Source organism: Rheinheimera mesophila (assembly GCF_000986865.1).
Classification (GTDB): domain Bacteria; phylum Pseudomonadota; class Gammaproteobacteria; order Enterobacterales; family Alteromonadaceae; genus Pararheinheimera; species Pararheinheimera mesophila.
In genome coordinates this window covers 1-25,780 of the sequence record NZ_LAVS01000011.1, presented here as the reverse complement: position 1 = coordinate 25,780, position 25,780 = coordinate 1, and the positions used below count along the sequence as shown (strand labels likewise).

18 protein-coding genes are annotated in these 25,780 nt (G+C 48.1%); 5 read left to right on the top strand and 13 right to left on the bottom strand.

All coding sequences use genetic code 11. The features are described from left to right. Position 1: 1 nt before the first annotated feature. The 3 genes from SD53_RS06330 to SD53_RS06320 all read right to left on the bottom strand — a co-directional run bounded on the left by SD53_RS06330 (position 2) and on the right by SD53_RS06320 (position 4,341). Positions 2–685: a response regulator gene (locus SD53_RS06330; RefSeq protein WP_046519395.1), complete on the bottom strand. Its 684-nt coding sequence runs from the start codon at positions 683–685 to the stop codon at positions 2–4. A 90-nt stretch (positions 686–775) separates the two neighbouring features. Continuing rightward, positions 776–1,774, bottom strand: a complete 999-nt coding sequence (locus tag SD53_RS06325; protein ID WP_046519394.1) for an SMP-30/gluconolactonase/LRE family protein — start codon at positions 1,772–1,774, stop codon at positions 776–778. 140 nt (positions 1,775–1,914) lie between these two features. Next, entirely contained in the window at positions 1,915–4,341 is a 2,427-nt protein-coding gene (locus SD53_RS06320; protein ID WP_046519393.1) for a TonB-dependent receptor domain-containing protein, read from the bottom strand. Positions 4,342–4,610: 269 nt separating this feature from the next. Here SD53_RS06320 and SD53_RS06315 point away from each other — a divergent pair, with 269 nt between their 5' ends. From SD53_RS06315 to SD53_RS06305, 3 genes are read left to right on the top strand one after another with little or no spacing between them, the layout of a single operon-like run. Then, entirely contained in the window at positions 4,611–5,219 is a 609-nt protein-coding gene (locus SD53_RS06315; protein WP_241481758.1) for a PepSY-associated TM helix domain-containing protein, read from the top strand. 30 nt (positions 5,220–5,249) lie between these two features. Continuing rightward, positions 5,250–5,744 carry a DUF2271 domain-containing protein gene (locus SD53_RS06310; protein WP_046519391.1) on the top strand — a complete coding sequence of 165 codons (495 nt, stop codon included), beginning with the start codon at positions 5,250–5,252 and terminating at the stop codon, positions 5,742–5,744. 4 nt (positions 5,745–5,748) lie between these two features. After that, the gene (locus SD53_RS06305; RefSeq protein ID WP_046519390.1) at positions 5,749–6,552 is read left to right on the top strand and encodes a DUF4198 domain-containing protein; all 804 of its coding nucleotides are present in this window, start codon (positions 5,749–5,751) and stop codon (positions 6,550–6,552) included. 35 nt (positions 6,553–6,587) lie between these two features. Here SD53_RS06305 and SD53_RS06300 read toward each other — a convergent pair whose 3' ends face one another. From SD53_RS06300 to SD53_RS06265, 8 genes are all read right to left on the bottom strand, one after another. After that, positions 6,588–7,586: a LacI family DNA-binding transcriptional regulator gene (locus SD53_RS06300; RefSeq protein ID WP_046519389.1), complete on the bottom strand. Its 999-nt coding sequence runs from the start codon at positions 7,584–7,586 to the stop codon at positions 6,588–6,590. Between the two features lie 99 nt (positions 7,587–7,685). Continuing rightward, on the bottom strand, positions 7,686–9,017 hold the full coding sequence (locus tag SD53_RS06295; RefSeq protein WP_046519388.1) for a glycoside-pentoside-hexuronide (GPH):cation symporter: 1,332 nt from the start codon (positions 9,015–9,017) through the stop codon (positions 7,686–7,688). Between the two features lie 50 nt (positions 9,018–9,067). Next, positions 9,068–10,396 (bottom strand): GH1 family beta-glucosidase, encoded by a 1,329-nt coding sequence (locus SD53_RS06290; protein ID WP_046519387.1) that lies wholly within the window; start codon positions 10,394–10,396, stop codon positions 9,068–9,070. Positions 10,397–10,537: 141 nt separating this feature from the next. Beyond that, the gene (locus SD53_RS06285; protein WP_241481757.1) at positions 10,538–11,299 is read right to left on the bottom strand and encodes a DUF6445 family protein; all 762 of its coding nucleotides are present in this window, start codon (positions 11,297–11,299) and stop codon (positions 10,538–10,540) included. Then, positions 11,259–12,752 (bottom strand): tryptophan halogenase family protein, encoded by a 1,494-nt coding sequence (locus SD53_RS06280; RefSeq protein ID WP_046519385.1) that lies wholly within the window; start codon positions 12,750–12,752, stop codon positions 11,259–11,261. Before SD53_RS06280 ends, SD53_RS06285 begins: the two co-directional genes overlap by 41 nt. A gap of 47 nt (positions 12,753–12,799) precedes the next feature. Continuing rightward, positions 12,800–13,822: a cupin-like domain-containing protein gene (locus SD53_RS06275; RefSeq protein WP_046519384.1), complete on the bottom strand. Its 1,023-nt coding sequence runs from the start codon at positions 13,820–13,822 to the stop codon at positions 12,800–12,802. 13 nt (positions 13,823–13,835) lie between these two features. Further along, positions 13,836–14,561, bottom strand: a complete 726-nt coding sequence (locus SD53_RS06270; protein WP_046519383.1) for a SapC family protein — start codon at positions 14,559–14,561, stop codon at positions 13,836–13,838. 182 nt (positions 14,562–14,743) lie between these two features. Continuing rightward, on the bottom strand, positions 14,744–17,713 hold the full coding sequence (locus tag SD53_RS06265) for a TonB-dependent receptor (RefSeq protein ID WP_046519382.1): 2,970 nt from the start codon (positions 17,711–17,713) through the stop codon (positions 14,744–14,746). A gap of 518 nt (positions 17,714–18,231) precedes the next feature. On the opposite strand from SD53_RS06265, the gene SD53_RS06260 reads away from it, so the two are divergent. Both SD53_RS06260 and SD53_RS06255 read left to right on the top strand, forming a co-directional pair. Further along, complete coding sequence (locus tag SD53_RS06260) at positions 18,232–20,775, top strand: glycoside hydrolase family 3 protein (protein ID WP_046519381.1); 2,544 nt, start codon at positions 18,232–18,234, stop codon at positions 20,773–20,775. Between the two features lie 43 nt (positions 20,776–20,818). After that, on the top strand, positions 20,819–22,039 hold the full coding sequence (locus tag SD53_RS06255) for a sugar MFS transporter (RefSeq protein ID WP_046519380.1): 1,221 nt from the start codon (positions 20,819–20,821) through the stop codon (positions 22,037–22,039). 106 nt (positions 22,040–22,145) lie between these two features. Here the strand turns inward: SD53_RS06255 and SD53_RS06250 are convergent, their stop codons facing one another. Together SD53_RS06250 and SD53_RS06245 are read right to left on the bottom strand one after the other, a co-directional pair. Further along, a complete protein-coding gene (locus SD53_RS06250) occupies positions 22,146–25,211 on the bottom strand; it encodes an efflux RND transporter permease subunit (RefSeq protein WP_046519379.1) in 3,066 nt (1,021 codons plus the stop codon). Then, on the bottom strand, positions 25,208–25,780 hold a 573-nt coding region (locus tag SD53_RS06245; RefSeq protein WP_046519378.1), incomplete at its 5' end, for an efflux RND transporter permease subunit. The genes SD53_RS06245 and SD53_RS06250, both read right to left, overlap by 4 nt.

Sequence of the window (25,780 nt, the reverse complement as noted above, 5' to 3'; positions counted from 1 at the left end):
ATCAGTATCTGTGCATCAATTGATAACCTTTACCACGCACAGCCTCAATCCAGGCTTGATCACCCTCTCTTTTCCCCAGCTTTTGCCGGATATTACTGATGTGCACATCCAGACTGCGATCGTACTGAGTTAAGGTTTTACCTAACGCCTGCAGTGATAATTCAGCTTTGCTGACCAGCCGGCCCGCCTGACAGGCCAATACCCAAAGCACACTAAATTCAGCCCCGGTCAGTTGCACGGTCTGGCCATTGACCCAGGCTTTACGTGACCCGGGATCGAGCGTTAAAGGTCCGACTCTGACTTCAACAGGTTCATCTTGCTGCTGTTGTACCCGGCGTAAAATAGCCCGAATTCGGGCCACTAACTCCCGGGGTAAACAAGGCTTAGCAACATAGTCATCTGCGCCCAGCTCAAGGCCAAGCACTTTGTCGATATCATCCCCCTTCGCAGTTAACATAATGACGGGCATATTGGAATGCTGACGGATCTGGCGCAACAACGAGATGCCATCTAAGCCCGGCATCATCACATCCAACACCAATAATTCATAATGACCAGAAATAGCCTTACGCAGCCCCTGCTGGCTATCATTAGCAACCTGCACCTCAAAACCCTCGCGCTGCAAGTACGTACTTAGCATAGAGGTTAATTCACGGTCATCATCAATCAGCAATAATGGATTCAAGGCCTGGTACTCCGGTGTTGACTGGCCGCAGTTTAACCTTAAGCTGCTGAGTTTCTGAGCAGCTTTACATTTCTATACACTGGCTGCTATTTAGGTCCCGGTATTTAGCTTGATCCGCAATAAATAGCTGGAGGCTGTGATATACAAATAGTCTTTGTTCAGGCTCAAAGCCACATTAGCTGCCGCTACACCAGTTTGAATAGTGCCCAGATGTTCGCCTTTGGCATTCAACACCAGCACGCCCCCTGGTCCCGTTGCCAATAAATGGCCTGAAGGCAGTACCTTTAAACCATCAGGTAAACCGGGTTTAGTGTTCACCCAGGCGGTGGCGTCAAAAAATAACTGTCCTGCACCGACCGAGCCATCCGCAGACAAAGGATACTTCCACCACTGCGCCGCCTGTGGATCGGAATTGGCCACATAGAGCCACTGCTCATCTGGCGATAACGCCAAACCATTAGGTCGGGTGAGTTGATCAGTCACCAGCGTGACATCGCCACCTTTGAGCCAATACACGCCATTAAAAGCCAACTGCTTTTGCCTGGAGTCATCCGCGTCTTTAAGGCCATAAGGCGGATCAGTAAAGAGGTAGCTGCCATTGCTGTGCTGTATCACGTCATTAGGACTATTGAATAACTTATCCTGATAGTGAGTGATCAGGCTTTGATACTGTGGCCCTGTTGCGTTGACTGACGTCAAAACAGCTAAACGTCTGTCGCCATGTTGCGCCAGCACCAGTTGACCTTTCTGGTTAAAAATCAGACCGTTGGAACCTTGTTTAATCGAAGGTTCATCGACAAAACCTGTATGGCCTGAAGGGCTGAGGTACAAAGTTAAACCGTCTTTTGCATTCCAGCGCCAGACTTTATTGTCAGGCACATCGGAAAACAAAATATCCCCTGTGTTGGGCTCAGCCACCGGACCTTCAGCCCAACGAAAACCCTCTGCCAGTAGCTCCAGTTGAGCGTCAGCGGCAATCACCTGACTTAACTCTGGTTTTAGTTGCTGGACCGGATTGGCCGGAATAGGGGATGGATTGGCAAAAGCCAAAGCAGGGGTTAAAAAAAGCAGCGCTAGACTATGTCGCATCCTTGTCACCTTAGTAGTATTGGAAAGCTCTTCATGTTTCAAACAATGTAGCATTGTTAGCGCAACCAAAGCACTGCCTGAGGGATAAAAAAACCGCAGAATGATCTGCGGTTTATTCACAGGCTGGTGTTACAACAGACTTAGAAACTGACGTTCACACTCATCCATAAGTTACGGGCTTTGTCTTTATTGTTGAAATGGTCAACATAGCTGGCCTGATAGCCGTTTGCGCCATTTGCATCCAGAATACAGCTAGTGCCGCTATCACATTCCGCAAACTCTAAATCGTAGGTCGTGAAATCCTGATCAAACAAGTTATTGATCCGGGCTGTAAAAGTCACAGCGTCACTGGCGGCATAACTGGCGCCTAAATGATACACATCATAGGCTTTGTAATGCAGTGGAGCATTTTTAATAATGTCCCATGAGCGGAACCTGTTAGTCCGGATTTCGGACGTCAGGAATACTTTTAATTCATCAGTCGCATTCCAGTCGAGCGTCAGGTTCGCCATATGTTTAGCGGTGTTGGTCAGCGGCTGGCCTTTATTGGCACCACTTTTTTGTTCGCTGTCGGTGTAGGTGTAGTTGGCACGGAAAGCGATGTCGTCGATGATCTGCCAGCGTCCTGCCACTTCAGCACCTTTGATAGTCACACTGTCGATATTGACGGTTTTAGTGCTGGTCGCGTAGCCCAAATCAGCGTATTGACCCGTGCTGCTGCATACCAGGCCAGTTGAAGTACCACAAGGCTGGGAGGCAATTTTGTCGTCAAATTCGTTATTAAAAATAGTGATATTGAAGTTGTGGTGATCCGGGTGTTCCCAATAGGCCGCAATTTCAGTCGAGGTGCTGGTTTCGGGCTGCAGATCCGGGTTACCAAACATAGGGGAGGTGCCCTGACCACCAAAACCAACGACGCCATCATACAACTGGGTGGTTTTTGGTGTTTTAAAGCCAGTACTGACACCACCTTTGAGAGTCCACTGTTCTGTTAAGGTATAAACCCCATACAAACGAGGACTCATTTCGCTGCCAAAAATTTCATGGTCGTCGCGGCGTAAACCTGCAGTGATGGCAAATGCCTCAGTCGCATCCCAGGTGTCCTCCGCAAACACAGACCACATATTGTGTTCCTGCACACCACCCGGAGTGCCGCTTTCCATGCCAAAAACACCGTCTTCCAGCTCACCACGGATCACTTGTGTACCCACTACAGCCTTGTGTTGGCCGGCCAATTCGAAGGGCATATCCATTTTGGCATCCAGCGTATATTGATTACTGGACATTTTACGTTTGTCACGCGGTAGGAAAGTATCTTTTGCTATGGCTTTACGCTCATCCACCGTCAATCCGGCATAGGCACCAGTGCCATCAATCATGGTCAATAACTCTGCCCGTTCCGCTAATGTAAAAGGTAAAGTACGGCCGTGGTTTTGCGTGTCCACATAAGATAACGACACAAAACTGTTGCCCAGTTCCCATTTGCCTTCATGGCTTAATGACCAGGTGTCACGGCTGAATTCCTGAGTTGGACTGTAACCGACTTGTGGGTTAGCCCGACGGGTCCAGGTACCGCCATTGCTGGTACAGGCATTTGCATTATTGCCTGTAGCGCCCCTACAGAAACTGCCTGCCGCCCAGATACTGTCGATATTATCCACTGTACCTACAGGGTACTCACGGCTACCATCATCGTTAATCACAGGACTGTTATCGTATTCCTGCTTAGAACTGTCTATATCAAACCAAATGGCCTGATTTTCTGTCGGAGTCCAGCTCAGACGGGCGCCTAACACTGTACTGTCGTTATCTACTGTTTTACCACCAGCACCAAAACCTAACGAACGACTACGCACCTCACCATTTGGATACACAACATCAGCATATTTCGGAGTAGATGCCATACGGTTGTATTCGCTACCACGAATGGACATGCCCAGCACGCCGGGGATCAGCGGGCCCATCAGGTTAAAGTCAGTGGTGATCTCTTCACCAAAGCTATCATCGGTTTGTGCTGTGCGACTATGACTGACTGAACCAGCCCACTCAGTAGTGACTTTTTTAGTGATGATATTGATCACACCACCTAAAGCGTCGGCACCATACAAAGTTGAAGCAGGACCACGTATCACTTCAATGCGTTCTACTGTATCCAAAGGTGGCATATGACCAAACTGGTTGCCACCAAAGTTGTTTGGATAAATATCGCCATGGTTATTCTGACGTTTACCATCCACCAGAATCAGGGTGTAGTCAGAGCCCATGCCCCGCATACTAATAGTCCCCTGACCCGTTTTGTCGCGGGTTTCACCTATATCCACACCTTCCAGATCCCGCACAGCATCGAGCAAAGTAGTGTAAGGCCGGGTACGAAGTTCCTCGGCAGTAATCACCGAAATACTGGCAGGAGCATCAACCAGTTTTTGTTCAAAACCAGAGGCCGTGATGACTATACGTTCAATCCGATGATCGGCAATCACTGCGGCATCTTCTGCCTGCGCTGTAGCTATCAGCCCTAAAGCGAGCTGAGTGGCTAATACAAGTTTGGCTGGACGGGATTTGAACATAAACACTCCTGTGGTCCGGGTAGCTCATCCCAACCTGGATAAATCTGAGCCCGTTTTGTAAAGATAAGTTAATAAATCTTGCTAGCCGACAATGATAGTGATTCTCATTAGAAGATCAAGAGCAATTGCGAACTATTTGCAATTGCGATAGTCGTGGCATCACCTCAAAAGAAGATTGATATAATCACAATCCAAATCAGCACCTTGCGAAAAACTTGCAAATAAGAACAATTCTCAGTAGCATGGACACCTGTTTTTTAGGGGGTACTGTGAAGAGTTCAGCTTTAGCTCGTTGGATGCGTTGGTTACATACCTACAGCGCTATGTTGGTGTTGTTGCTGTTGTTATTTTTTGCCATCACAGGCATCACCTTAAACCACCCTGAACTGAGCAGTAGCCTGGGCAAAACCAGTCAGCAACTGCAGTTGGAGCTGCCGGAACAATTGCCGGATCTGTTAACTCTGCCTGAGGATCAACAACAAGCCGCACTGGCTTTGTATGTCGACTGGTTAAAGCAGGAGCAGCAGTTGCAAGGTGGTTACAGCCTGAACTTTTCACCGCAAGACGAGCTGCTGGAAATCGATTTTAAACGCCCCGCTGGTTATACCGCTGTGGTGATTGATTTAGCAGAGCGCACTGCAGAGTTAGATGCTGAATTTGGCGGTTATCTGGCTCTGGCCAACGACTTACATAAAGGTCGTTATGCTGGCAGTAGCTGGAAATGGCTGATTGATATCACTGCTGTAGTTTGTCTGTTATTTGCCTTATCGGGCTTTTATTTGTTGTGGCGTCAGCCGAACAGAAGAGATTTTGGCAACGCCACTGCAGTCGCTGGTGTGGTGTTGGCTTTATTCGCTTATCTAGCGTCGTTTCACTAACAATCGATTGTTTCACTTAGAGGGAATTGTATGTACAAGTATTTGGCCGCTGCGTTGCTGTGGTGTTGCGGTACCGCTGTGGCGCAACAACAACTGGAGATCCAGATCGAACTGCCAAAAATCGAGACCGGCACTTACCACAGGCCTTATGTAGCGGTTTGGATTGAAAACGAGCAACAGCAACCCGTCCGTCTTATCGAAGCCTGGTTAGAAAAACCGGATTGGATTAAAGACTTACGTCGTTTCTGGCGCAAACTCGGCCGTAGCGAGCCTGAACTGGTGGATGCAAAAACAGGCGCCACCAAAGGGCCTGGCAGTTACAAAGTGCGTTGGGATGGCAAAGACGAACAAGGCAAAGCTGTCGCTGCGGGTACTTATGTAGTTTTTGTGGAGGCAGCACGTGAACAAGGCGGCCGTAATCTGGCAAAACAAGCATTTAAGTGGGACGGCAGTTCCGTTCAGATCGACATAAAAGCCAGCAAAGAGCTGGGCAAAATTCAACTTAGTTCAGTACAGGGAAACTAGTCCAATGAAAAAATCTATTCTGGCGTCATTCGTGGTAGCAGCAGCTATCAGCGCTCCGGCTATCGCTCATACCTTATGGGTCGTACCCAGCCACTTTGTCTTGTCAAAAACAGGCAGTTGGGTATCGGCTGATATCAGCGCCGCCAATATGACCTTTGTAGCGGACAAAGGTATTGGCGTCGACAACGTCGCTTTGTATACACCGGACGGTAAAAAGCAGGCGATTGAGCATAAATACCAGGGCAAACGTAAATCGCAGGTTGATGCACAGTTAAATACGGAAGGCACCTACAAACTAGAATTAGGCGGTCCTGTGCGTTTTAACACTATGTACAAAGTAGGGGATGAACGTAAGCGTCTGATGGCGGATAAAAAGAGCCGCGCGAAAGAATTACCGGCCAACGCCACTGATGTCGTCACCAGCCAAAGCCGCAGCCGTTCAATGGCTTTTATCACGGTGAATAAACCAAGCTCTGAAGTGCTGGCACTGAAAAACCAAGGTTTAGAGTTTAAAAGTTCAGTCCATCCGGCGGACATAGTGGCGGGTGAGCCTGTCACTTTTACCTTTTTAGTCAATGGTAAAGCGCAAGCTGGTGTAGAACTGGAAGTGTCCTACGAAGGTGAACGCTACCGTGATGAAGCAGGACGGGTGCAACATACAACAGATGCATCAGGCCAATTTACTTACACTCCGGTGGAAGCGGGTGTGTTTTTAATTGAAGCTTCCTATTCAGCCAAAGCTGAATCTGAATTAGCCGACCAAATCCGTGAAGGCCTCACTTTAACTTTAGAAGCTGCTTTACCTTAAGCTAGACACAGCCTCCGTATCAGGCGGAGGCTGTTTTACCCTAAGCGAGTTGCAGAATTTCGCACCACCAGTTCAGGTTCAAACACATTTTCCACCTCAATATCGTGTTTATACAGGTGCTTCAGTAACCACAAAGCAGCCATTTTACCCATTTCATGAATAGGGTTATTCACTGTAGTCAGCTTAGGTGACACATAACGGGCAAAAGGAATATTGTCGTAACCCACAAAAGATAAGTCTTGCGGTATTCTCATGCCCCGTTCCAGACAGACCGAAATAGCACCGGACACCATCTGATCGTTGGCACAGACCACAGCGGTAAATGTTTTATCTTGACCAAACAGATAGTGCATGCCCTCTACACCGCTGTCTTCTTTATAATCGCCTTCAAAAAATAAAGCAGGATCAAAAGACACACCCACTTCTGCCAAAGCACGTTTATGGCCCTCAAGACGCTCGGTGGCGTCGTGTTTTTTCGCCGGGCCGGAAATATAGGCAATATCGCGGTGTCCCAACTCAATCAGATGCCGGGTGGCCAGATATCCCCCCAGTTCATTATTCAGATAAATACAGCAGTCACTGATTTCGGCTATGTATCTGTTGATCAGCACTATAGGAGTGGAACTTTGACTGAGTTTAATCAGATAGTCGTCTGATACGGCTTCTACATCGAGGATCAGCGCATCACAACCTTTACTTAATAAAAACTCCACACTATCGATTTCCTGAGCCGCATCACTGTGGCCGACCGCAATAATGACATGGCGGTTATCAGCGCGCAGCGCCGCCTCAATTTCCGCCATCATAGGGCCGTAATAGGGGCCATCCAGTTGCGATACTAAAACTCCGACACTATTCGAACAATTCGACGCCAAAGACTGTGCAAAAGTATTAGGCCGATAGCCTAATTCAGCCATAGCGGCCAATACTTTTTGTCTGGTTTTTTCACTGACATTGGTGTTTTTATTCATCACTCTGGAGACGGTCGCCAGAGATACACCCGCAAGCTGAGAAACGTCGTAAATGGTCGCCATATAGTGCTGTCGCTTATTGTTAAGTCTAAGAAAATCAGAAACCGCAGAGTAATTCAGCAAAAACTGAATTGCACTGCAGGTTCTTCATACTATCAGCTTTTACTCTGCAGCTCTCTTCAATTCCAGCGTGATTTCATCAACTTTTTGCGTGTTGAGTTTATAAGCCCCCATCACAACAGCGACAATCAAAGAACCAATAGCCGGATACAAACTAAAAGCCAATAACAAGCCAGCTTTGGTCTCCTCGGTTTGAGTCACATCAGCCTGATAGCCAATGCCAGCCAGTAACCAGCCACCTAAAGCACCGCCTACTGCTATGCCCATTTTGATAAAGAAAATAATGGAGGAGTACACCATACCTGTGGTGCGAATGCCGGTACGCCATTGGCCATAATCCACTGTGTCCGCCATTTTGGCCCACAGCAATGGAGTACCGGTGTTAAACACCAGATTCCACACCACATACAAGGCAATAGCCAGCGTCACATTGTCCGCCGCGACAAAATAGCTGCTGGCACAAAGCACGGCTGCCAAAATCTGAATACCGATATAGAGTTTTACTTTGCAATAGCGCTTGGCCAGCGGCTGAGCTATCACACAACCGACCATACTGCCAAGCATACCCAAGGTGATAAACAAGGTGATGCTATCCGGCATTTCCAGATAATACTTCACATAATAAATCGCCAGGGTTGTGCGCAGCACATAACCACTCATCAGGCACAAAGCTACCAGCGCTAACACCCGCCACTGATCGTTTTTCCACAACTGACGGAAGTTATCCATGTAGCTTTGACTGACGGCTTCTTTGGGTGGGTTGATACGCTCTTTGGTGCCATAAAAACAGGCTAAAAACATCAGCACGCCTAAGGCGCTCATTGCCATAATGGTCAACTGGTAGCCTTTGGCTCTGTCGCCCTGACCAAAAAACTCCACTAAAGGCAAAGTTAAAGCCGTCACCATCAGACCGCCCAACATGGCAAAGACAAAACGGTACGACTGCACCGACACCCGCTCTTTTGGATCGGCGGTCAGCACAGCGCCCAAAGCACAATAAGGAATATTAATGGCGGTGTAGACCAACATCAGCAGGGTATAAGTGAGAAAGGCGTAAATCATTTTGCCTTCTTCGCCAAAATCCGGTGTGGTAAACGCCAGTACGCTGATCAGGCCAAAGGGCAAAGCAAACCACAGCAAATAAGGCCGGAACTTGCCGTATTTGCTTTGCGTGCGGTCAGCGATAGCGCCCATGATGGGATCGGTCACAGCGTCGATGATACGTACAGCCAAAAACATAGTGCCGACAAAAGCCGGCGAAATACCGTAGATGTCGGTATAAAAAAACGTCAGAAACAACATGACGGTTTGGAACACTATATTGCTTGCCGTATCCCCGAGGCCGTAAGCAATTTTCTCCTTTACACTAACCATGTCAGGCGCATCCTATAAACTGTTGATTTAAAATTATTATTTTTTATAAATTAACGATTACTGATTAAGTTTTTGTAAGCTAGACCGCTGTTTTTCACCGTTCTTTGCTGACTGTTGTAGTCGACATAAACGATACCAAAACGCTTTAAGTAGCCTTCAGCCCACTCAAAGTTATCCATTAAACTCCAGGCGAAATAGCCCTGAATATCCACCCCTTGCTCAACCGCCTGATGCACTGCATTTAAATGCGATTGGTAATAAGACAAACGCAGTTGATCGTCCACTACGCCATTGTGCAGTTGATCAGCAGCCGCCGCACCATTTTCGGTAATATAGACCGGAGGCAGTTTGTATTTCTGATGCAAAGACACTAACAGATCAGTAAAGGCCTGTGGGTAAATTTCCCAACCAATATCTGTCTTAGGTGCATCCACCATGTCGACTTCAATAAAGTCACGACCTTCAGTGGCTTTATACACAGTGCGGGTGTAAAAATTAACACCTAAAAAGTCCAGCGGCGCTTTGATAATGTCAAAGTCTCCCGGTTCAATTACTGGCTTGTCTGCATCGGCCAGCAGCTCAAAAGAATCCGGGTAAGCGCCATCAAACACAGGTTTGATATACCACTGGTTAAAGTAGTCATCGGCCAGTTGTGCTGCTCTTTTATCTTCCGCACTGTCGGTCAGCGGATAGGCCGGAGTAAAGTTCAGCACTATGCCATTCATGCTGTTGGGGCTATTTTTTTGCAGCACCTGCATGGCTAAACCGTGAGCCAACAGTAAGTGGTGCGCCGACTGACGACCATAGGCTTTTTTGGTTAAACCAGGTGCGTGAATACCAGCCTCATAACCTAAATACGAGCTGCAAAACGGCTCATTTAAGGTGGCGTACGAATAAACTCTGTCACCAAAAGCTTTACTTAACTTATCGGCATAATCCTGAAATAAATAAGCGGTGTTACGATTCAGCCAGCCGCCCTGATCTTCGATATGCTGCGGCAAATCCCAGTGATACAAAGTGACAAAAGACTTAATATTTTTCGCTTTCAGCTCGTCTAAAATACCAATGTAAAAATCCACACCTTGTTGATTCAGACTGCCGTCTTGATTCATCACCCGGCCCCAGGCGATAGATAAACGGTAGGCATCGACCCCTAATGAGCTTATCAGCGCTATATCCTCACGCCACAAGTGATAGTGATCACAAGCCAAATCGCCGTTAGAGCCATCTTTGACTTTGCCCGGTGTGGCACAAAAAGTATCCCAGATACAAGGCAGACGATGCTCAACTCCACCTTCAATCTGGAAGGATGAAGTAGCCACACCATAAGTAAATTCTTTGTTCAGCAGTCTTGAGCCTTTTGGCAATTCATAATTCATCGTTATCTTCTTTTCATCTTTAAAATTGGAAGGTGAACCTGATCCTCGTTGGGCAACACTCAGCGTGTAATCGCTTTCATTTTTTGTGTTGTTGTGATCATCTTCAGTTCCTTACTGTTATTAGTTCAGTGGTTTTTGGGGTTATACAAAATCGATAAACATATTGGCGGTTAAACGCCCGGTCACTGGCGAACCGTCTATATCCGTCGCACTATCCACCAATGACGAATGCAGCAGATTGCCGGGGTAAATAATCAATCTGTTGGCCTTGTATGGGATCTGGTGATACAGCTCATAATGTGCATTGCTTTGCACCTGATAACGCTGCGGAGGCGCACCATGCTGGTCGATAAACTGCTGCGCTGACTGGAAATAGTCCTGCCGTCTTTGATCAGTCACCCGCTCAAAGCCAGTAGGTTTGTGCCGGAAAAAACCTGTGCTGCCATGAGGCGAATCATTCAGGTAATGCAACAGCGCAAAATAATAAGGCGAGCTGGTATCGAAATGTGGCATACATTGCAGCGGATGCAGGCTATTTTCTGGCTGAGTGATCAGCGCATAAAACAGCATTTGTGGTTTTAATCTGAGCTGTTCCGGGACCTGATACACCTGGTAAATCAGCTGATACACTGCATTTAAACTGGCGGCTACATAAGCTTTGGGTAATACAGCACGCTGACCGGGGTAATAAGTTTGATTTTCGCGCATAAAATCACTCTGCACTGCCTGCTGGCGCACACCAGACAAGTCCAGAGCAAAATCATCAATCAGAATCAATGGCGTTTTTTCCAGCCCGAGGTAGATAATTTCGGGCCGGATGGCGCTATTGACCTGATAATTCAGCGCTTCCATCATACTCACTTCAGACCAAAGACGACTTGCAGTAATGCTGAATAAACTCATGATGAGTCGGGAACTGACTGACAGTACGTTTCACGTTCTGCTTGATGCTCATCAGGAAATCATTCAGCTCAGAGTCCGGCATTAAATCGACAATAGGATGGTACTGCTCGGGCATTAAGCCCTGCCCAATCAACACCTGTAGCCAGGAGCTCTCACCAAATAACTCCTGCGCAAATTTATAGACCTTGCCGGATTGCTTAAACAATTCCATCCGATGAGCAAGAGTATCTGGGATTTCCATATCTTTGCAGTAACGCCAGAATTTTGTGTCTGTGCGCTCGGTGGCTTTGTAGTGCAGGATGATAAAGTCGCGGATGTTATCCATTTCTATTTTCGTCTGGCGGTTAAACTCAGCCACATCAGCAGAATTTATGCCGTTGGATGGAAACATCTGCAGCAGACGAATAATACTGCGCTGGATCAAATGAATACTGGTGGATTCTAAAGGCTCCAGGAAACCACTGGATAAACCAATAGCGACACAGTTTTTATTCCAGTGCTGACGGCGGGTACCGGTTTTAAATTTGATCAGCCGTGGCTCAAACATCATTTCGCCTTCCAGGTTATCCACCAGCGTTTGTTTGGCTTCAGCTTCCGTTATAAATTTGCTGCAAAACACCAGACCATTACCCACCCGGCTTTGCAGCGGAATTTTCCATTGCCAGCCCGCCTGACGAGCGATAGCGCGGGTGTACGCTACTGGTTCATGGGTCGTTTTGGTCTGTACCGCATAAGCGCTGTCGCACGGTAACCAATGGCTCCAGTCTTCAAAACCCGTATTGAGGGTTTGCTCAATCAGTAGTGCCCGAAAACCGGTGCAATCGATAAATAAATCACCTTCTACCAGCTCGCCGGATTCCAGCAATAAGGCACTGATAGTGCCATCCATATGCTGCTGTACTTCGCGGATTTTTCCTTCCATACGTCTGATGCCATGTTGCTCGGAGATACGACGCAGAAATTTGGCGTACAACGAGGCATCCATATGGTAAGCGTGGTTCAGATCCTGATTCGGCAGCACAGCAAAACGGCCCTGACGGGCGCCTAAATGCTCAACACAATAGTCACCTATTTCGGTGGCTATACCTTTTTGCCGGCCTTTGACCCAAAAGTGCTGAAAGCCACAGGCCCAGCAGTCTTTGCCTAAAAACCCAAAGGAGTGAATATAGTCTTCACCCAGAGCCTTCCAGTTTTCAAACTGAATCCCTAGCTTAAAGGTGGCATTAGTGGCCGCCATCACCTCGGATTCTTTGATATTTAATAAGCGGTGGAAGATATGCAAGGTGGGAATAGTGGCTTCGCCGACCCCCACAGTGCCAATATCGTCCGACTCGACTAAAACAACCTCCAGGTTTTTGCCCAGCAATTTAGTCAGGCCAGCTGCCGTCATCCAGCCGGCTGTGCCGCCGCCTGCAATCACGACTTTTTTAATTCTGTTGTGTACGTTGTTCATAGACTCCCCCCTGTTGCCTGACTCTGTTTTTTTGTTTTTACTTGTGGTCAGCGTTTTAATTTATTCAGTAAATCAGCCCGGATCTGGCGCGCATTCAGCTCATCCAGTGGCTTGGTTAACATTTTTAATGCCTCTGGCTGAATATGGTCTTGCGATACCTCATCGTGCTCAAAAATGTAGTAATCAAAAATCGCTTTCCAGGCCTGACGCTGGGCTTTAGGTAAACTGCGTAAGCTCAGCACCGCCATCGACAGCGCATTGTTAGGCCGGCCTAAATAGGCTGGGGTATCGCGCCACCAGTGGCTGACGAGCACATTAAAGGCATCTAAGGCTTCGACATGATGCCACCACATGCTGGGAATAAATAACACATCACCGGGTTCTAGTTCAGCCAACTGTGCATGTTTTAATGCTTCGGCAAATTTAGGAAAACGTGCAAAATCAGGCGCCGCAAAATCGACCATACTGACATCCTGACCGCCGGGCGCAAACTCCATAGGGCCCGGATATAAATTGGCAATTTGCTCGGGTGGAAATAAGGTAAAAGTCCGGTGGCCGACCGCATTACAGGCCAGATTTTGCGGAAAGTCATAATGAGCAGCGATACGGGACTGATTGCCCAACCAGACACTGGTTAACGGACTGATGCCTGGCATTGGCAGCGAATTGTGCTGTGCCAAACCCGGAAACCAATGGTTGATCTCCGTCGAGCCCATATAATAGGTCGGCACTTCGGCTTGATTATTCAGCGCAAAAAGCCGATCCAACAACTGATTAAAATCAATTTTGCCGCCCTGATAATTAAAGCCATTTTGCTCCGGGTTATAAAACACCCGGCCTTGCTGGGAAGGTTCAAGGTAACAGGCACTGACCGGAATGCCCTGATAAAACTGCCGGAGGTAATCTGCCGCAGACGAAGCGGACACAAGACCGGCCTGAACCAGCGGCCAGTCGTTACACAAGCCTTTGAAAATTAAAGGTTGATCGGCATCTGCAATCAAACTTAACGCATCAGCTAAGTCGCATCCTTCCAGAGTTTTTACCTGCGTTAAGGGCGTTATGCTATGCATGCTTAGTCCGGCCTTATTCAAACTGCTTATTTTTTAACTGCAGCAAATGCCGGATATTGGCCTGAGACGCAATAGCCATGTAAATCGCCTGCAAATAACCTTGTTGATGTAACTGCGCTAATACCTCTGCCGATAAAGCCGCCAGATTCTCTTCATGAATAGTGTAAAAACCTGCCAACTGCTGCTTCTGGCCGTTACTAAAGGTTAAGTCTAAGGTGAAAGACTCCAACAACTGATGTGCAAGCAATAGATCAATAAAAGCTTTGCTGTCCAGCATGCCATGATGGATAGTCTCCAGCATGGAGGCTACTTCATCCAGATAAGGGCTATTGCCACCAAAAGGTAAAAACAGCGCTTCGCCTTCAGTTTGGCTAACGCGCGGGTTATTCAGGTCGATATGGATCACGCGTTGTGTGGTTTCAATGCCATCTTCACGCACCAGTTGCTGGCCAATCAAAAAAGGCTGACGTCTGAGCATCAGCGGAATATAACAACCACGCCAGTTATCCTGTTGTAAAAACAGATTTTCCTGATCCTGAAAGCCAAACAGAGTCACAGCAAAAAACTGATTGCTGTTGTTATCTTTGTGAAAAAAAATCGGGTAGTGCGCCTGAGCAGTGCGAAATTCTTTGGGAAAAGTGACAGCAAACCAAACCGCATCCCCGTATTGTGCGCCTCGGGCCGTAATGACTTTCAGATCTCTGTGTTCAACGCTGTTTAATAGAACATTTTTACTCATGCTATATCCCGACCTTTACCGTATATTTTTAGTTCTGGTTTGATTAAACCCGTCGCCGGATAGGAAAGCTACTGGTTTTTTGTTTAAGTACGAAGCTACAGAAAAATCGAGAGATGGCATTTTCAACATGGGCTGAAAATGCCAGTACAGAATGGGCCATATCCTTATGGCCCCGACTCAGCTTAGAAGCTGTAACGCGCACCCAGACTATAACGGGCACCAGATTCAATCAGGTTTAACACTTGCTCTTTAGCACGACCATGCACACGGATATGTTCATCAGTCACGTTTAAGGCCTCCACAAAAATAGTTAAACCTTCTACTTGTGGTAAGTCATAGCTGACTGACATATCAATTTGGTGATAAGCCTCAGTGTAACGAGGGTTGGCACCTGTATCCTGACCTCTGGAGTTCAGGAACTGATCACGCCAGTTATAAGCGACCCGCGCCTGGAAACCATCCATTTCATAGAACAGAATGGCGTTGGCGGTGTCACTTAAACCAATCAAAGCGGCCTGATCCTGCAGCAGGAAGTTGTTGTATTTGGTTTCGCTGTCAACCATGGTGTAGTTGGCAATAGCGCCAAAACCTGTTTCACCAAAGGCATGCTGGACTGCAAATTCCCAACCATCTATCACTTCAGAATCAGAACCGTTTGATGGCGTATTGATGTCGAACACCAGGGCGTTATCTTCACCCGCTACCCCATCAATAGTGCCCGCAGCAACGTCCACACCTGGCGCATCCGGATAGTTTTCAAAAATCCATTCACGAATATCACGGGCATCGTTACCTACGGCAGCTACTGCTTCGGCATACTTTTTGCCATCCACAGGGTTAGGAATATTGTAGATGGTCGATTCCACCACAGAGTTGCTGATAAAGTTACTGGTGTCTTTACGGAAATAGCCGATTGACGCGTAACTGGCTGGCGAGTAATACCATTCTGCCGACAAGTCGATATTTTTTGACTCTAACGGTAACAAACCCGGGTTACCGGCAGAACCACCACCACCGGCACGGTTAGCAATAGTTGCGACCACTGTACCACCCTGAATAGACACATAATCAGGACGACCTATAGTTTCGCTGTAGGCGGCACGTAACATCACGTCTTCCACTACTTCAATATTGAAGTTCAGGTTAGGCAGGACGTAATCGTAATCACCGGTTTGGGTTTGGAACTCACGCTCACCACTGGCTTGCAGAACTATCTCAGTTTCAGCCACCCAACGAGCGCCATTGTAGGCTGCCACAGCGGATATTGAAGTGACGTCAGTCTTTTCATAACGCACACCCACATGAACATCGTATGGCATACCAGAAAGTTCATCTTCGTAGTTGTACTGCACATAAGCAGACTGCGACTCTTCCAACGTATATCTGTTGGTATCACTGTCGTAATCGGTCGAAGGACAGAAGTTAGTACCACAATCACCGGCACCGACAAAACCATCCGGAGTGTATAACTCTTCAGCACGGGCACGTACTGTATTGAAATCCCAGAAGAAAATGGTATTCAGCACTTCAAAATCACGATCCGGCATTAAGGAGAAATCGCCTTTGCTACCTTTGAATTTGTCGTGAATAGTTCCGGCTGGGAAGAAGGAATCATCAAAATCACCGGCCTGACCTACACCACCCCAGTCGTTCCGTTGTACGTTGACTGATTTTGAGTGGTTGTCTACGTCCGTGATGGCAATACCAAAATCAATACTGCCCGCATTTTCAAAGATATATTCGCCATCAAACTGGTACTGGTCAATTTCAGATTTGTTAGTGGAGTTACCAAACACACTACCTGTCACCACCATATCTGAAGGACGAACTGAGTTACCACCTTCAACAGCCAAAAGTGGAATATCACCGGTAAAATCTGTGGCTGCACTTTGACGGATAAAAGCGGCTGTACTTAAGGTGTTGCTTGACCCTAACTCATGGTTTGGTTTGAATTCAGCTTCTGATCTGTGCGCATCGAAGCTCAGTTTCAGGTTATCAGTCGCCTGCCATTCCAGATTCAGACCTAAAGAACCACTTTCGTTACGAACACCATAGTCACCGGCGCCCATAGACAAATCGGCAGGATTGTTGCCGTAATCTTCAGAGTAGATCAGCGGAGACGCGACGGGACCGTCAGTCCAGATGCTTTGTGAAGGTACATAGGTATACCAGGCAGACACATCGTTATACTGGGTGTCGATGTCATTGCGCATGTAGGTATAGTCGACGCTGGCCGTTACAGTGTCTGTCGGCGCATATTGCAACACCAACTGACCGTTGGTACGGGCACGTTGCTGCTCTTCAAATTTATAAATAGTGGTTTGAGGCACAGAATAGATATCATCCGGACCAGGACGATTCACCTGATTGTCTGCAGGGATACTGCCCCACTGACCGGACGTGTTATCGACAGAACCGGCGAAACTACGCCAGCCTGTGCCGACGTTGGCTTGTTGGCTGCCACTCTCACGTTCCTGATAACTGGCAGAGACTAACACACCGAATTTATCATCATTGAAGGTGGTGGAATACAAACCTGATAGTTCAGGCGTGGCACTGCCTTCTTCGGTCGATTTATCATCGACCATTGCTGCACTGAATACCGCTTTTTCGCCGCCAGCACTTAAAGGTTTTAAGGTTTGTACATCAATAACCGAACCTATACCACCCGTCGGATTGGAGGCAAAACTGGTTTTATTAACTTCAACGCCACTGATGGTGTCGGCAGAAATATTAGCGAAATCAAAAGAACGTGACCCTGTAGTCACAGGCATTTGACGGCCATTTAAGGTCACTAAGTTAAAGTCCGGACCAAAACCACGAACTGATACTTTACTACCTTCACCGTTAACACGGTCAATTGATACACCACTGATCCGCTGCAGTGATTCTGCCAGGTTGGTGTCAGGGAATTTACCAATATCTTCGGCTGAAATGGCATCCACAATACCAGTGGATGAGCGTTTGGTGTCCATAGATTTGATCAGACTACCGCGGATACCGGTGACGCTGATCACTTCAATTTTTTCTTCGGCTTGTTGTGCTTTTTGTTCCTGCGCGTCATCCGCGAAGGCAGGCATAACAACGCCCACGCCAAGCACTAATGACAGACTGGTGGCGAGTCTGGTCTTTTTGAACGTTTTGGATTTCATGTGTAGTTCCCTGTCGACTGTTTTTGGTTTTTTACTTGCTACAAAATTCGGGTGACGCCGGACAGGTAGTTTATTTACACCCCAAAACTAACTGTAAGCGCTTTCACAAACTTAGGTGATTTTTTTTAACTCGTCAATACAGAAAAACTAATTCTTACATTTTGGTTAAAAACAGTTGGCAATACTGACTTTATCAGCTAAAAATGAAACCGCTTACAATTTGATTTTTGTCTGAACAAAACATGCAGTTGCCATACAAATCACAAGCAAAATTCGTAGTAAGTAAAAAATAACAATAAGCAAATCAAAGATTTGAATGCCGGAGCTTAATGGTAAGCCCGGAGGACTCGGGGACCAAAGATCAAGCATCCATCAGAGCTTTTGTATGCATTTGCAGATACAAACGACTGACTTGCCTGCCAGCCCCGCCGATAAAAACTCTGCTGACTCAGTGAAAAAACCCGACTCTCAAACGGAAGCGGACACAAAAGCAGACAGAGCTCTACAGGATACTGATTATGTTTCGATACACCCCTTTGGCGTTGTTGTGCAGTGCTGCTCTTGTGACAACTTTATCAGGTTGTGGTCAACAACAGACGAGTCCGCAGAACGCAACTGAAGTGACAGCCGCCAGCACTGACAATCTGGCGTTGTGGCCTGAATTAACTAGTCCTTTGGCCAGCGCTGACACTGAAAAACGTGTACAACAACTGCTATCCGCCATGACCCTAGAGCAAAAAGTAGCTCAGTTGATCCAACCGGATATTCGCTGGATGACAGTCGAAGATATGCGCCAGTATGGCTTTGGTTCTTATCTCAATGGCGGTGGCGCTTACCCGAACGATAATAAAAACTCCACAGCAGCAGACTGGGTGGCTTTAGCTCAGGCTTATTACGATGCAGGCGTCGATGCCACTCAAGATGGCAGCAGCATCCCGCCTATGTGGGGCACAGATGCGGTGCATGGTCACAATAATGTGATGGGTGCGACCATCTTTCCACACAATATTGGTTTAGGTGCGGCCAACAATGCACAGTTGGTTGAAGCCATAGGTAAAGCGACAGCCATAGAAGTAGCTGCGACCGGCATTAACTGGATCTTTGCGCCCACAGTCGCAGTCGCACGCGACGATCGCTGGGGTCGCAGCTACGAGAGTTATTCTGAAGACCCAGTGATTGTAAAAGAACTGGGAGCGGCTTTAGTCAAAGGTATTCAGGGTAATCTTGGCAGCGACTTTATGCAAAGCGGCCGTTTAATTGCCACAGCCAAACATTATTTGGGGGATGGTGGTACTGAAAACGGCAAAGATCAGGGCAATAACCTGGATAACGAAGCTGATTTAGTCCGTCTGCATGCTCAGGGTTATATCAGCAGCCTCGATGCAGGCGTACAAACCGTGATGGCCTCATTCAATAGCTGGCATGGCGACAAAATGCATGGCCATCAGTACCTGCTGACCACTGTGTTAAAACAACGTATGGGCTTCGACGGTCTGGTGGTGGGCGACTGGAATGGTCACGGTCAGTTACCGGGCTGCACCAACACTAGCTGTGCTGCAGCTATTAACGCAGGTGTTGATATTTTAATGGCGCCGGAAGATGGTAAAGCTCTGTATAAAAATACCCTGGCACAGGCCAAAGCCGGAGAAATCCCGGCAGCACGTATAGATGACGCCGTTAGCCGTATTTTAAGAGTAAAAATCCGCGCCGGTTTATTTGAAAAGGGCAATCCGGCGCAGTCTGAATTTGCCGGTAAACAACAGTGGATAGGCCATGCCGATCATCAGGCTATCGCCGCTCAGGCGGTGCGTGAATCTTTGGTACTGCTGAAAAACAATAACCAATTACTGCCCTTAGCGCCAAAACAAAAAGTACTGGTGACAGGCGATGGCGCTGACAATATCGGCAAACAAAGTGGTGGCTGGACTTTAACCTGGCAAGGTACAGGTAACACCAATGCTGACTTCCCGAATGGCCGCTCTATTTTCTCAGGCATCAAACAGCAAGTGGAAGCAGCTCAGGGCTCAGTCGAATTAAGTGTGGATGGCTCTTACCAGCAAAAACCTGATGTTGCCATTGTGGTGATAGGCGAAAACCCTTATGCCGAATTTGATGGCGATATCAAAACACTGGATTATCAGGCCGGTAAAAATACCGATGTGGAATTACTGAAAAAACTCAAAGCCGATGGTATTCCGGTCGTGACGGTGTTTTTAACCGGACGGCCTTTGTGGGTCAATCCGGAGCTGAACCAGTCTGATGCTTTTGTCGCCGCCTGGTTACCGGGCTCTGCCGGTCAGGCAGTGGCAGAGGTGTTGTTCAAAACTGCTTCAGGTGAAATCCAGTATGACTTTAAAGGCAAATTGCCGTTCTCCTGGCCAAAAACAGCGGATCAATCCCCACTGAATCAGGGTGACCCAAACTATGACCCGCTATTCGCTTTAGGTTATGGCCTGAGCTATCAGGACAAAATCACAGTAGCTAATGATTTAGCTGAACAAATCAACAGTATCCAGAGCAACAGTGACAGCTTAAGCTTATTGGACCGTCGTCCGGCTGCAGGCTACAGCCTGATGCTGCAGGATGAGCAAGGCCTGGTGACAGTAACTGGAAACAAAGCTAAAAGTGCCGACCAAAGCCTGAGCTTAGCCGCCGTCAATTGGCAAAAGCAGGAAGACGCTTTATTACTGGACTGGGCAGCCGATTCCAAAGCTAAACTGGTGTTGCAGGCAGCAACGCCACTGGATGCCAGCGCTTATGCTCAATTGGTGGTGGATATGAAATGGAACTCAACCCCTACAGCCGCTGTCACCCTGGCCCAGTCTTGTGGTGCAGACTGTGGCGGGGTGTTGGATCTGGCACCAATCTTCGCGACTAAAGCTCAGGGCCAATGGCATAAAGTAGTGATTGATTTACACTGTTTTGCAGCCAAGGGCGTAAAGTTAACTCAATTACAGCAAGCTTTTGTACTGCACAGTGCAGCGGCTTATCAACTGAGTATTTCGAATATCCGCTTCACTCCGGCCGCGGCAACAGCAGATTTAAGTTGTCCGGCGGCTTAATACTAATACAAGGCCGCCTGCGGGCGGCCTGACGGGGAGTTACATGCAAACAGTTCAAAGCACTCCGGTGCAGAGTTCAACCGCCGCCATCAGTCGCTGGGCTTTACCCACTCTGACATTTTTATTTTTTATCTGGGGTTTTATTACCTGTCTGAACGACATTTTGATCCCACATTTAAAAGCCGTCTTCGATCTGACTTACACTCAGGCCATGCTGATCCAATTCTGCTTTTTCAGTGCTTATTTTGTGGTGTCTTTACCCGCAGGAGCCTTGATTAACCGACTGGGCTATCAAAAAGGCATAGTGACAGGTTTAGCTATTGCCGGTTTTGGTACACTAAACTTTATTCCGGCCGCCAGCTTTCACAGTTACCCCTGGTTTTTAGCTGCTTTGTTTGTGCTGGCCTCCGGTATCACCATTTTACAGGTCGCAGCCAACCCTTATGTCACAGTGCTGGGGAACCCCAAAACCGCGTCCAGCCGCCTGACCATGACTCAAGCCTTTAACTCGTTGGGCACCACTGTAGCGCCTCTGATCGGTGCTGCATTGATCCTCAGTCAGCTCGACAGCACAAAAGGTGCTGATGCAGTGCAACTACCTTATCTGATCCTGACGATCGCTTTATTTGCCGTCGCTCTTATCTTTTCGCGCCTGAATTTGCCTGTGGTTGAAAACACCACAGCGGCAGAAAAAATCTCAATCAAAGCCTTGTTGCCTCATACTCATTTGTTACTGGGGGCTGTAGGTATTTTTATGTATGTAGGTGCTGAAGTAGCCATAGGCTCAGTGATGGTAAATTTTATCGCTTTGCCTGAAATCACCGGATTACCGGAAGCAGAAGCAGCGCATTACGTGGCCTGGTATTGGGGTGGCGCTATGGTGGGACGTTTTGTCGGTGCAGCCTTGATGCAAAAAATGAATGCGGGTTTGTTATTAGCGATCCACGCTGCAGCCGCTATCTTATTACTAGTGCTGGTGATTACCGGTCAGGGCCAACTGGCATTATTGGCTTTACTGGCGATTGGTATTGCCAACTCTATTATGTTCCCTACGATTTTCAGCCTGGCTTTACATGGTCTGGGCAAATACACGGGTCAGGGCGCAGGTTTATTGTGTCTGGCAATAGTGGGTGGCGCTTTAGTGCCTGTAGCCCAAGGCCTGTTAGCTGACACTTTTGGTTTAGCCCTGTCTTTTGTGTTGCCGGTATTTTGTTACCTTTACATTTGCTACTTCGGTTTACGCAGTCGCAAAGTCACCAGTTAAGGCGTGAGCCGGGGCAAGGCTTTCGTCTATGGACAGACAAGAATCCCGGTTGGCCTTGCCTTATTTTACACTTCAGGCTGAGTGAAATCCCAGCCTTTGCTCTGGTTCAGTTCGCTGTGTTCAACACAGCTTGTTCTGCGGCTTTGCGCCGGAATTTACTTAACGCCAGATACACAGCCGGAGTGCTGTACAAGGTCAGTAACTGACTGACCAGCAAACCACCTACTATGGTGATCCCCAAAGGCTGGCGTAACTCTGAACCTTCGCCCATACCAAACAGCAAGGGCACAGCACCCAATAAAGCTGCAAAGTTGGTCATCAGGATAGGCCGTAACCGTTGTGCTGCCGCCAAAGCAACCGCCTCTTTTGGCGATAAGCCTAAATCCCGCTCGGCATGCAAGGCAAAGTCGACCAGCAAAATAGCGTTTTTCATTACGATGCCGATCAGTAAAAACAGCCCAAGCAAAGCAATCAGGTTAAAGTCGGTATTGCTGACATAGAGCGCCAACAAGGCGCCTAATCCGGCACAAGGTAAAGTAGATAAGATGGTGATCGGCTGAATGGTGCTTTCATACAACACACCAAGCAGCAGGTACACAGTTAAAATCACACCAATAATCAACCAGAGCTGATCGCCGGTTTTAAACATGGCATTGCGCTGATCTTCGCCATTGATGGTATGAATACCACTGGGCACCATAGCCCGCGCCAGAACCTGCTCTATGGCGGCAGAAGCCTGCTGCAATGTCACACCAGGTGCCAGACCATACCCTATACCGACAGAGGCAAACTGACCATCACGGCGAATACGGTCATTGGCTAAACTGTACTGGTAGCTGGCAATGCTGGACAAAGGCACTTTTTCTCCCCCGGCCGTCACCAGTTGCAGTTGTTTTAGCACTTCAGGCTGAGCGGTATAGCCAGGCGCCAGCTCCATCACGATGCGGTATTGATTCATCTCATCGTACAACGTAGCCACCTGGCGTTGCGAGAACGAGTTGTTCAGCAAGGTCGCCACAGTACGCATATCCACCCCTAAACGCTGCGCGGCTTCACGGTCTATGGTTAATGAAATTTGCTGAGCATCTTCGCCGCTGGGCGTATCCACATCCACCAACTCAGGCAGCTCCTGCATTTTTTCCGCGACCTGTTTGCTCCATTTGCGTAATAGCTGCAAATCACCGGATAACATCAGCAGCTCGTAATCACTGCGACCAAAAGGTGAAGATAAACGTATGTCCTGATCGACATTTAAAAACAACATGCCACCCGGTACTTTAGGCGCTGTAGCGCGAATACGGTCTACCACTTGCTGAGCTGATATTTTGCGTTCGGCCAGAGGTTTTAACCGCACCCGCATCCAGCTATTGCTGATGCCCATATCTCCACCACTGGAACCTGTGACATCAGCAATGGCCGGGTCTTTTAATAAATGCTGACGAAAGGCTTCAATTTTTGGCTGCATGATCTGGAAGGAAAAGCCATCGTCGCCGCGGACAAAACCATTCAGTTGGCCTGTATCCTGATCCGGCAGTAAACCTGTAGGCACCTTAGTGTATAACCAGGCGTTGGCGGCAAATAACAACACCAAACCCGCTAACAACCAACGGTAATGACTTAAGCTCCAGGCCACACTTTGGTGGTACTTCTGCTGAAAACGCTGAAACGCCCCTTGTTGCTCCTGCGGTGTTTTTTTTGCTTTGAGTAGCAGAGCTGACAGGCTGGGGGTTAAGGTTAAAGAAATCACCAGACTGATGATCATAGCCGCGACCAGCGTAATAGAAAACTCACGGAATAAACGCTCGACCAACCCGCCCATAAACAAAATCGACAGGAAAATCACCACTAACGCCAGGTTCATCGCCAACAGAGTAAAACCCACTTCGGACGCACCTTGCCGCGCTGCCTGCAATGGCGTTAAACCGCGTTCTATATGGCGTTTAATATTTTCGACCACGACAATTGCATCGTCCACCACTAAACCTGTCGCCACAATCAGCGCCATTACCGACAAGTTATTCAGTGAAAAATCACACAGATACATCACGGTAAAAGCACCGACCAAAGACACAGGAATAGCCAGACTGGGGATCAACGCGCTGCGTAAACTGCCTAAAAACACCCAAACCACCAGCACCACCAAAGCCACCGCAATCAACAAACTGATTTGCGCTTCGGTTAAGGTGGCACGGATCACCGGACTGCGGTCCATCACTACGGCCAAATCAGCTCCGGCTGGTACCAGCGCTTGTAGCAACGGCATTTGCTGATAAATCGCATCTATGGTTTCGACTATATTGGCACCGGTGCGGCGGCTGATCAGCAGAATCACAGCGTTTTTATCGTTATGAAAACCTGCACTGTAGCGGTTTTCTGTCGAGTCAGTGACCGAAGCCACATCCGACAAACGAATAGGAGCACCGTTGACGTATTTCACTACTAAATTCTGATAATCCGACGCCTGCCGTAAGGTTTGACTGGTCGACAACTGCCAGCGCTGATCATTGCTCTCCAGCACGCCTAAAGGCAACGACGCATTAGCACCACTGATGGCGCTGCGCACCTCATCCAAAGCCACACCATAATGCGTCAGCATGCCGGGGTTTAACTGTACCCGAACTGCCGGCAAGGAGGCGCCTGTCACTTCTACCTGACCCACACCAGTAATAGCAGCCAGTTTTTGTGCCAACACAGTAGAGGCCGCATCATATAAAGCACTGGACGCTAAATGCTCTGAACTTAACGCCAGCGCCATGACCGGAGCCTGTGACGGGTTAAATTTACGGTAACTAGGATTACCCGGCATACCGGACGGCAACTGACTACGGGCGGCGTTAATCGCAGCCTGCACTTCACGCGCCGCTTCATCGACATTACGGTCTAAGTCAAACTCCAGCCGGATTTGCGCTGAGCCCTGATTGCTACTGGAACTGATGCGGTTAATACCAGCGATGCTGCCCAAGGCGCGCTCCAACGGTGTCGCCACTGTAGCCGCCATACTTTCAGGGCTGGCGCCAGGCAAACTGGCGGTGACCACTATCATAGGGAAATCGACTGCAGGCAAAGGCGAGACCGGCAATAAACGCCAGCACAACATACCAAGTAACAAAATAGCGGTGGCGATTAAACCGCTGGCGACAGGGCGCTGAATAAAGGGCTGAGCTAAATTCATAGCGCTTTTGCCTCAGCTTCAGGTAGCTGTTCCTGATGACCTTCTTTACTACTAAAATGACGGTCAAACCACAAATACACCACTGGCGTGGTAAACAGCGTCAGCACCTGACTAACTAACAAACCACCGACCATCACCAGGCCTAAAGGTTGACGCAATTCAGCACCCGAGCCGCTGGCCAATAACAGCGGAATAGCGCCAAACAGCGCAGCTAAAGTCGTCATTAAAATAGGCCTGAACCGCATTAACGCCGCCTGATAAATAGCTTCGGTTGGCGTTAAGCCCTGATGCCGCTGCGCTTCCAAGGCAAAGTCGACCATCATGATGCCGTTTTTCTTCACTAAACCTATCAGCAGTACTATGCCGATGACTGCAATCAGATCCAAAGGCTGGCCCGCGATCAGCAGCGCTAGCAAAGCTCCGACTGTGGCGGAAGGTAAGGTCGACAAGATAGTGACAGGGTGGATTAAGCTTTCGTACAAAATACCCAGCACTATGTACATAGTCACTACAGCCGCCAGCACCAGCCAGAGCGTATTGCTGAGCGATGCCCGGAAGGCTTCAGCAGC